This is a genomic window from Mesorhizobium sp. M7A.F.Ca.CA.002.05.1.1 (assembly GCF_003998335.1).
GTDB lineage: Bacteria > Pseudomonadota > Alphaproteobacteria > Rhizobiales > Rhizobiaceae > Mesorhizobium.
In genome coordinates this window covers 1-409 of record NZ_RZQI01001680.1, presented here as the reverse complement: position 1 = coordinate 409, position 409 = coordinate 1, and the positions used below count along the sequence as shown (strand labels likewise).

1 pseudogene is annotated in these 409 nt (G+C 70.4%); it reads right to left on the bottom strand.

The window, feature by feature from the left end:
- A pseudogene (locus tag EN939_RS37750) lies at positions 1 to 393 on the bottom strand (hypothetical protein); the annotation flags it as partial.
- Positions 394 to 409 lie beyond the last annotated feature (16 nt).

The following is a 409-nucleotide window of genomic DNA, read 5'->3' as shown; positions in this document are numbered from 1 at the left end:
GCCCTTGCCGCCGCCACCACCGATGCCCAGATTGGCGATCGCGCCAAACGTGCCGACGAAGCCGCCATTGCCGCCACCGCCGCCGACCGACTGTACGACGAGGCCGATCGAGTCGGTGCCGCGCGTGATGATCGATTGCTGGCCGCCATTGGCGGTGCGGAAGAACACGTCGCCGCCATCGCCGCCGCCGCTGCCCTTGCCGCCGATTCCAACGCTCGCTCCGAAGAGGGCGCCTTCCACGACAAAGCCGCCATTGCCGCCGCCGCCGCCAAGCGATTGGACGACGATGCCTGCCGACCGGTCCTGCAGGGTTTCGACCGAGCCGCCGGTGGTGACGTCGACTTTCCTGGCGAAGCCGCCTGAACCAGCCGAGCCGCCGACGCCGACAGCCACGAGACCCGCGCCACCG